At 37.5% G+C, this 8,419-nt stretch carries 10 protein-coding genes; 2 read left to right on the forward strand and 8 right to left on the reverse strand.

The window, feature by feature from the left end; translation table 11 throughout:
* Nucleotides 1-25 precede the first annotated feature (25 nt).
* Together AAC037_RS13335 and AAC037_RS13340 are read left to right on the forward strand one after the other, a co-directional pair.
* Nucleotides 26-778: an ATP-binding cassette domain-containing protein gene (locus AAC037_RS13335; protein WP_339903451.1), complete on the forward strand. Its 753-nt coding sequence runs from the start codon at nucleotides 26-28 to the stop codon at nucleotides 776-778.
* Between the two features lie 4 nt (nucleotides 779-782).
* Entirely contained in the window at nucleotides 783-1,760 is a 978-nt protein-coding gene (locus AAC037_RS13340; protein WP_339903452.1) for an MlaD family protein, read from the forward strand.
* A 6-nt stretch (nucleotides 1,761-1,766) separates the two neighbouring features.
* Here AAC037_RS13340 and AAC037_RS13345 read toward each other — a convergent pair whose 3' ends face one another.
* From AAC037_RS13345 to AAC037_RS13380, 8 genes are all read right to left on the reverse strand, one after another.
* Nucleotides 1,767-2,567 (reverse strand): TlpA disulfide reductase family protein, encoded by an 801-nt coding sequence (locus AAC037_RS13345; protein WP_339903453.1) that lies wholly within the window; start codon nucleotides 2,565-2,567, stop codon nucleotides 1,767-1,769.
* A gap of 132 nt (nucleotides 2,568-2,699) precedes the next feature.
* Entirely contained in the window at nucleotides 2,700-3,422 is a 723-nt protein-coding gene (locus AAC037_RS13350) for an SUMF1/EgtB/PvdO family nonheme iron enzyme (RefSeq protein WP_339903454.1), read from the reverse strand.
* A 25-nt stretch (nucleotides 3,423-3,447) separates the two neighbouring features.
* Complete coding sequence (locus tag AAC037_RS13355; protein WP_339903455.1) at nucleotides 3,448-4,014, reverse strand: hypothetical protein; 567 nt, start codon at nucleotides 4,012-4,014, stop codon at nucleotides 3,448-3,450.
* 103 nt (nucleotides 4,015-4,117) lie between these two features.
* Nucleotides 4,118-4,801 (reverse strand): DNA alkylation repair protein, encoded by a 684-nt coding sequence (locus AAC037_RS13360; protein ID WP_339903456.1) that lies wholly within the window; start codon nucleotides 4,799-4,801, stop codon nucleotides 4,118-4,120.
* A gap of 710 nt (nucleotides 4,802-5,511) precedes the next feature.
* A complete protein-coding gene (locus AAC037_RS13365) occupies nucleotides 5,512-6,354 on the reverse strand; it encodes an NmrA family NAD(P)-binding protein (protein WP_339903457.1) in 843 nt (280 codons plus the stop codon).
* Between the two features lie 18 nt (nucleotides 6,355-6,372).
* Nucleotides 6,373-6,876, reverse strand: a complete 504-nt coding sequence (locus AAC037_RS13370) for a DUF1772 domain-containing protein (RefSeq protein WP_339903458.1) — start codon at nucleotides 6,874-6,876, stop codon at nucleotides 6,373-6,375.
* A 5-nt stretch (nucleotides 6,877-6,881) separates the two neighbouring features.
* Nucleotides 6,882-7,283, reverse strand: a complete 402-nt coding sequence (locus AAC037_RS13375) for a DUF5367 family protein (RefSeq protein ID WP_339903459.1) — start codon at nucleotides 7,281-7,283, stop codon at nucleotides 6,882-6,884.
* 92 nt (nucleotides 7,284-7,375) lie between these two features.
* The gene (locus AAC037_RS13380) at nucleotides 7,376-8,269 is read right to left on the reverse strand and encodes an AraC family transcriptional regulator (RefSeq protein ID WP_339903460.1); all 894 of its coding nucleotides are present in this window, start codon (nucleotides 8,267-8,269) and stop codon (nucleotides 7,376-7,378) included.
* Nucleotides 8,270-8,419: the final 150 nt, after the last annotated feature.

Raw genomic sequence — 8,419 nt, forward strand, 5'->3', positions numbered from 1 at the left:
TTCTGATATATTTTTAGAAATTTAAATGGATGCTACAAAAAACATAAACCCTGTTTTAGAATTAAAAAGCCTTCACAAAAGTTTTGGTGACAACCATGTACTCAAAGATTTTAACCTGAAACTTTTTGAAGGAGAAAACCTGGTAGTGATGGGAAAATCGGGTTCCGGGAAATCGGTAATGATCAAATGTCTGGTAGGACTAATTCAGCCTGACAGTGGTAGCATTACCATTAAAAACCATGACATCACAAGTATAGGGCATAGCGAATTGGATCTTCTCCGTACAGAAATAGGATTCCTATTCCAAGGTAGTGCCTTGTACGACTCCATGACTGTCCGTGAAAACTTAGAATTTCCACTCAGGCGTCAAACACATAAAATACCGGGTTTTGAAAGTAAAGAAATTCTGGTCAAAGAAGCATTGGAAAATGTGGGGCTGGCACACACCTTGGATTTGATGCCTGCAGAGCTTTCCGGAGGTATGCAACGTAGGGTGGCTTTGGCCAGGGCATTAATCCTAAAACCAAAAATCGTCATTTATGACGAGCCAACAACGGGCCTAGATCCCATTACAGCCAAAGAGATTATAGAGTTAATGCGTAATATTCAAAAAAAATACCATACCTCTTCACTTATCATTACACACGATGTGGATTGTGCTAGGGTTATCTCCAACCGGATGATTTTGCTGGTTGATGGTACCAATTATGCTGAAGGAACCTTTGAGGAACTTTCAAATGCAAAAGATCCAAAAATTCAGGCATTCTTTAAAAACTAATAGTATGGGAAAATCTAATGCATACAAAGCGAAAGTAGGCCTATTTGTGGTGATAGGAACTGTGCTCCTTATTGCCATCCTCTATTCAATAGGAAAACGCCAACATATCTTCAGCAGAAACATTCAGCTTTACGCTGTTTTTGACAATGTAAATGGTCTGCAAACCGGAAACAATGTGCGCTATTCAGGTATTGATGTAGGCACGGTTAGTAAAATAGTAATGCTTGACGAAAGAAACATTGTTCTTCAGTTGATGGTAGAAGATAAAATTTCCAGATTCATCAAAGAGGATGCCATTGCTTTTATCGGATCAGACGGATTGGTAGGGAGTATGGTAGTCAATATTGTCCCCGGGAAAATGCAAAATGCAAAAGCCATTATCTCGGGAGACACCATACAAACCTATAGTAAAGTTGGGACGGATGACATGCTTTCTACCTTAAATACTACCAATGAAAACGCTGCATTGCTGACAAGCGATCTATTGAAGATAACCAATAAAATTCTAGAAGGAAAAGGAACCTTAGGCACACTACTGAGCGATACCCTATTGGCCCAAGACATCCGAAGATCAATTATCGAACTTAAAAAAACGACCCAAAGCACTTCTGCATTGGTCACAACAATCAATGCAATAGTCGAAAAGGTGAATTATGGTGAAAGTGCTGCTGCTGTTTTGTTAAGCGACACGGCTTCTACCAACCAATTGAAAATAGTATTTGATAACTTGGAAAAATCCAGTCAAGATATTAAAAGTGTCAGCCAAAACCTGGAAAAATACATCAAAGAGATAAGCGCGGGAGAAGGTACTATAAATCATTTAATACAAGATAAGGCTATGGCCGGGCAACTTGACAGCACCATGATTAATGTCAAAGAAGCTGCAGAAAAATTGAATGAAAACATGGAAGCCCTTCGACAAAACTTCCTTTTCCGCAGGTATTTCAAAAAGCAAGAGCGAGAGAAAAAGAAGAAACCTTAACCCCAATTACAACAGAGACTTGTTCCCTTCGATATAAGCCATTAATTCAGACGCTTTATTGAAAACTTTCTTAATGTTCCCATTTTTATCGATCACCAAGTGGGTGGGGTATAACCTTAACTTCAACCGGTCTTCTACCAATTCTTTTTGTTCGGGAAAGACCACATAATCAAAGCTTCTCTTATTCAAAAAGTCGTCCAGTGAAGTTCGAGTATCCGTGGCCAAACTTAAAAATTGTATATCATTATTATTGCGGTATTTATAAACAAACTTATTCAATTCAGGCATCTCAGCTATACAAGGTTTGCAAGCAATAAAACAAGTTTTGATTACCGTGATTTTCCCTTTCAGGCTTTCATTGTTATACTGCTGCCCATCGATAGCTTTTAGGTCAATTATTGGGAATTTTTCACCTTCCATTTCAAAATATCCTAAAGCCAATTCCGCAGAATTCTTGATGGTTCCTGAAATGGTTATATCTGCACCTTCAGGCAATTTAACTAGTTTGTAGGTAATGGAATCTGACTTGGTTTTCATCTTGCCCTCAATACCAATAAAATCTCCACTTATTAACTTTTTCAAAAATGTTTCTTTTGAGATTAATTTAGCATTTTCATCGAGCGCAATAAAATCCGATGATAAAGATATTTTGGAATAATGGTAATTCCACCAAGTACTAAAATCAGCTGTCAATTCTTTCAAGTCTACCTGCCCTTGCCTTTCTTTGTCAAGATTTTTACCTGATTTCTTATTACAAGAAGCACAAGTAATAATGATCAATAATAACATGAGCGATATGTTCTTCATAACTTATTGGTTGATAATAAGTTTAATATAAAAAAAATAAAAATACCATAAAACTAAACACGTCTTTTTTAACCTGATTAAATAGTTTTGTTAAGGTTTTGCCTGTAGTGCGGTTCCCTCCGGTTTCAAAATTTATATACCTTTCTTACTATTGTTTTCAAATGAATTCACAGCTATTCTAAACCCTAAATCATCTATTTTAAAGGAGTAGGGATGGCTCCTTCTTCTTGTGGTTGCCATTACACTTCTTTCTACATCGCACCAGCCACCACCACGAAAAACCCGATAGGAACCATAAACGGTTTCATCATAAATATCCGAACACCATTCCCAAACATTACCAAGCATGTCATAAAGTCCCCAAGAATTGGGTTGCTTTTGTCCAACTTCCTGAGTACGATTGTCGGCATTTTTTTTATACCAGGCAATCTTCTCTAATTCTCCGTACCTGGTATTTTTTTCGCCAGCCTGGCAGGCATATTGCCACTCAGCTTCAGTTGGAAGCCGAAATCCGCTTGCCTTGGCATCAAAGCTTACGATTTGTGAGGTATTATCAATGACATAGCATTGGCTTTTCGCCAATGTCTCAGACAGTTTATTACAAAATTTAACAGCTTCAATCCAAGAAAGAGTCTCAACAGGTAACTTTTCACCTTTGAAAGTAGCCGGATTTTCATTCATTATTGCAGCATACAAGTACTGAGTAACTGGAAATTTGGAGAGTCTAAAAGATTCAATTTCACGAGTCCAAACTTTTTTTACCCGGTCGTCTCTCATTTCCACAGTACCTTTTGGAATCGTGACAAATAAATTTTCAATTTTTTTCTTGTCTACGTTTTTCTTATCTATTTCCACGCTACTTTTTGGATTGAGGACCTTCTTAAATATTGACTTGGTTTTTAAATCGATCGAAAAGGTTGATGGATAATTCAGCATAAAGATTGATGGCAATAAAAATGGGTACATCCATATTATTATATTGCTCATCAGGAAGTTCGGAGGCAATTGCTCCAGCAATGAGTCCCCTGCTCACTTCTCTAAACTGACCCATCGCTGAAAAAACCTCACAAAGCGTTTCAGATTCACAAACTGATTTTAAACATTCAAAATATTTACTTTCATGGTTAAATTCATAAACTCCGTCATTATTTTTCCAAATATCCTGAAAAAAGGGTTTATTTCTATTGATGTTCAGAAATTCTGCTAACCCTGATGTGACAAAAAAGTCAGGAGGCAAAGACATACTACTCCTATCCATCAAAAACTTTTTATAATTAATTTCGCCGTAATGTTTTAGAAGTTGATCGTTAAACTTCTCTACTACAACCGCTACAAATTCAGACTGCTGTTTATCCAAACATTCAAGAGATTTAATCTGTTGTGAATTTCCGGATGAATTAAACAAAACTAAGAAAGCCAAGGTAGCAAAGACTTGTAGTGTTTTCATAATATTCAGTTACTGAATTAGATAGGCCAAGGCAGAATTAATTAATCCTTTCTAAAAATAGTAATATAAAAGCAAAGCATCAACCTCCTAATCCTTAGGCACATCAAGAAATCAACCTCAAGGCTTCTCTTTTACTTAAGGAACTTAATGTGGTATCTTTTACAAATTCCTGCACCCAAATAGGATTGATACGGCTGTATTCCCGCAATACCCAGCCTATGGCTTTATTGATAAAAAACTCATTCGACCCTAATAAATGGTGAATGCATTGTTTTAAAAGATCAAGATCCATTTTTTCTTTGTACTTCAACTGAAACAGTAGGGCACTCCTTTGCAACCAAATATTATTGGACTTCAACCATTTGTCTATGTGTTCCTTCCTCTCTTCCGGAAAAAGCAGGAAATAATTGCCCATCAATTTATTGGCTATCAAATCTACCGTATCCCACCAAGATTGATGAGCCACCATATGTTCATAAAGATCGATGTCCTCTTTCTCTGTGACTTTCAAGTATTTTAAGGCTAGTTCCTGGCCAAAATAATGAAACTCTCGCACATCTCTAACCCATAAAACCTTTATCAACTCATGCAACTCTGACTTTGGCGGAAGCATGGCTTTGATCAAAAACGGTCTTTGGACAGCCCTTCTTTGCCGGGTAGAAATCCCAAAAAACTGAAATTGATTTCGCAAATAAGCCCTTTGCTGCAATGCCAGTTTACTATTCGCATTCCTGCTAAACTCCTGTTCTAAGACAGCAATGTATTCAAAGGTTTCGTTGGATAGCATTGGGTAGAATATTTGGGTTGTGTGGTGGGATGATAATTAGTAAACGTTGTCTTTTTAATCCTAACTGGTCTAAGTTCCTACCTGGTCTAAGTTTAGCGAAGCGTAACTTAGACCCAAAATAAGGAAAGTTTTCAACTTTCGTAAAATAATCACCAGGTTGCCGTCAAAGCTAATATAGGTAGGGACCCCAAGTAAACTTCGACTCCGCTGACTTCAACAGGCTCAGCCACCGGTGCCAAATTACCCAATTTTCATCAGCTAAAACAGGAGGCAATTAAAAATTGTTCTCACTTTACCTTTTCAGAGTTTAGACCAAAATAATCGATCAAAGAAACTAATCAATAGGAATGGGCTTTAGCCCATTTATAGGGTCAAATCGCATCACCCGGCTTTAGCCAAAATTTAGAGGACATAAGGGTTTTATTAAATCTTAATTCAAGAGGTCAATATGCTCTGGAATATCCAATGCTCATAATCATTATTTAATAAGGTTATTTTTAAATTCCACCTTATAGCTATTCGGCGTTAAGAAATTTAAGCAGGAGGCAAGGGCACAGGTGTTGTTTGAAGAAGCTTTTAAATAGAAAAAAAACCATAATTATCGAATAAAAGGCTTAGCAAATCAAGAAGGAAAAGTAGAATGCATGTTTACTTATGCAATAAAACAAATAACTGAGGATAGTATTTACAATACCCTCAGTTACAGTTGGTTAATTAGAGGAAACTCCAGCAAGGTCCCAAACTCCATTATTGACTGATCCTTCTACATATTCTTTAAAATGAATAGGTTTCCTGCCGAGTACTTTTTCAATATCATTCGTGATTTCCGAGTTGTCAGGATTTCCCAGCACTTCAGTGAACAAATACTCTACCAACCATATAAAATCTTCAGGAACATTTTGTTGCTGCATTGCTGCTACATAAGCCTTAACACTAATTCCTGTAAATTGGATCTCTCTTCCACCGGCTTTGGAAATCAAAGAGACGGCTTCCTCGAAAGTCAATCCTTCAGGGCCGGTTAATTGGTATATTTTACCATTGTGTTTGTCCTCAGTCAATGCGCTAGCAGCAACTTCAGCAATATCATTGGCATCAACAAAGGGGATCTTTGCTTCCGCAAAAGGCAAGGCAACATGCCCTTTTAAAATCCCTTCAACCAGAAAGTTTTCACTAAAATTCTGATTGAACCAATTCGCTCTAACAATGGTATAATCCAATCCGGAGTGAATCACCAGCTGCTCGCACAATTGGGCCTCTCGCTCTCCTTTGCCTGATAACAATACCAGCTTTTTAACATGGCTTTTTTTAGCAACTTTTACCAAAGCCTCGATGGCCTCTAAGGCGCCGGGGACTGCCAGGTCCGGCTGATAGCTGATATAAATGGCCTCCATTCCTTCCACCGATGCTGACCAGCCCTCTGGATGGTGCCAGTCGAAGGCAGGATTTCCCTTTCTAGACCCAACCCTAACATGGTGACCCAAATTGTGTAATAATTTTACGATACGTTTTCCGGTTTTTCCGGTTCCTCCAATGACTAAAATGTTACGTTTCATGATGTGTAATTGAATAGTTTATGATGATTGAGTATTTAGTACAAGCCCCACTAAAAGCATTGCAAAAGAAGCAATAGCACTTATTGTCCTAACCAAATGCCATTGCTTCCATGGCGTTTCAAATTTTTGACGAAGGGCCTTAAGTTCTTCTGAAGTGGAAGCAGTCAAATCTGTCCTCTCAAGCATTTCATTTAATGGAACATTCTTGAATACAGTTACAAAAGCTACTCCCAGAATAAATAGCATAGTGGCCACCACTAAAACCCAAAAGGACCTATCCGGATTTTGATACTTAAGGTAGATAAGGGCAATATTTAGGACGAAAGGGCTAAAGAACACAAGGATAAATGCGGGGTTGATAATCACCCTGTTCATCTGTTGAAATGCATATAAAAACCCAAGGTCATCCATTTGTCCTATACCCGGCGTTACGGCATTCGTCCAAGTAAAACATAAACCGGCAGTTAAACCTGTTAATAAGAGGGTCGTACCTAGCAAAACCGTTTCTACATTGAATTCCATTTCGCCTAGTATTTTAAAGTTTGTGTTTTTGGGTAGACCCTTGTATAATAATAAAGCACAGCCACTCCAAGGAGCTCAAATGCAATGATCCAAAACCCTAAATTGGTAAAAAAAGTATAATGATTCCCACCATTGGGAATCACGAAAAGGGGTACCGTAATTAGCGCATCTAAAAATGCAGCCACCAGTAGAAATACCTGACCGACAAAATAACCATGGGTTTTACTCCCCTTCTGATAGTATAAATACGAGCCCAGCCACACCAATGGCATCACTACAATAAACAAAACCATATTGGCTTGTTGATTTGGGTCTTCAAGAAATTGGTAATGAAAGGAAAGGGTATACAAACCCACAGCCAGTAGCCAGATTCCAACTCCAATTAAAATTGCTTTGATCGTTTTCATGTCTTGTATTGTTTTGATTACAAGACAAAACTAGCTTAGCCTCCAGTAAACTATTTATTTAAAAAGATGTAAGATTTGTTTGAAAAGACGAGTTATTTAATCTGACTGGGTCTGTAACCGTATTTTTTCGCAAAGGCATTAGAGAAAGAGCTTAAACTGTCATAGCCAACATGCCAAGCTGCTTCCTGTACAGAAGCTTGTTTATTACTAATAAGGCTGTGAGCGGTTTTAAGTCTTTCATTCTGAAGGTACTTGAACACAGGAATGCCGAAAACCTCTTTAAATTCTTTTTTCAGCTTGGTTGTATTCAAACCCAAGGCCTTGGAGAGCTCCGTTAACGATGGCGGGTTATCCAAATTATTCGACAAAATCTCTTTTGCCATTTCCAGCCGTTTTCTATCTTCTGATTGGAATTTTTGGGCTTGATCCAATGACAATTGACCAAAAAAGTGCGACAGCAAAGCGGTAATTTGACTTCTAAAAAACATCATTTTGGTTTTACCCTTGTAGCTAATATTAAAAAGACTATCAATAATCTGATGCATTTCGGGAGTCATATAAAAGCTCGGCCCTTCAACATAATGGTCCTTGGGATTAACCAAATTTTCCAAAAGCTCCGAAAAAATTTTCCCTTCCTGATTGGGAAGGTTTTGTAAATTTCTAGTGGCTGTAGCTATAAGAATACATTCAAGTGGTTTGTTATTGGAGACCGTATGAATACAATCCACCTGTTCATCTGCATAAAAAGAGAGCGCTAAACCTTTGGTATAATTAAATTCACGCTTCCCGGTGGGGAAATTCATTTCTAAATTCACATTACCGGAACCATAAAAGGCCACTGCAATCACGGGTTCATCAAATTTACAAGAATCTTTAATGATCTCCTTCGAGAAAGCAGTCTCAACTAAAATTGTAAAGTCATTGATTTCGATAAAATCCCGGGTCATTAGAATCAATCCATTATCACCAATTATCAGATGAAACATTGGTCTTTTACGTTATTAATTTTCTACTAAAGTATCGTATTTGCACAACACTTTCAAATACTTTGTTAAAGCTTAGCCAAATAATAAGAATACTTTGTGTTTATTTTAGGTGGAAAAGTGACTCCTATAATTTACCCCTGGAAGATTTTG

Origin of the sequence: uncultured Cyclobacterium sp. (assembly GCF_963976465.1) — a bacterium.
Taxonomy (GTDB): domain Bacteria; phylum Bacteroidota; class Bacteroidia; order Cytophagales; family Cyclobacteriaceae; genus Cyclobacterium.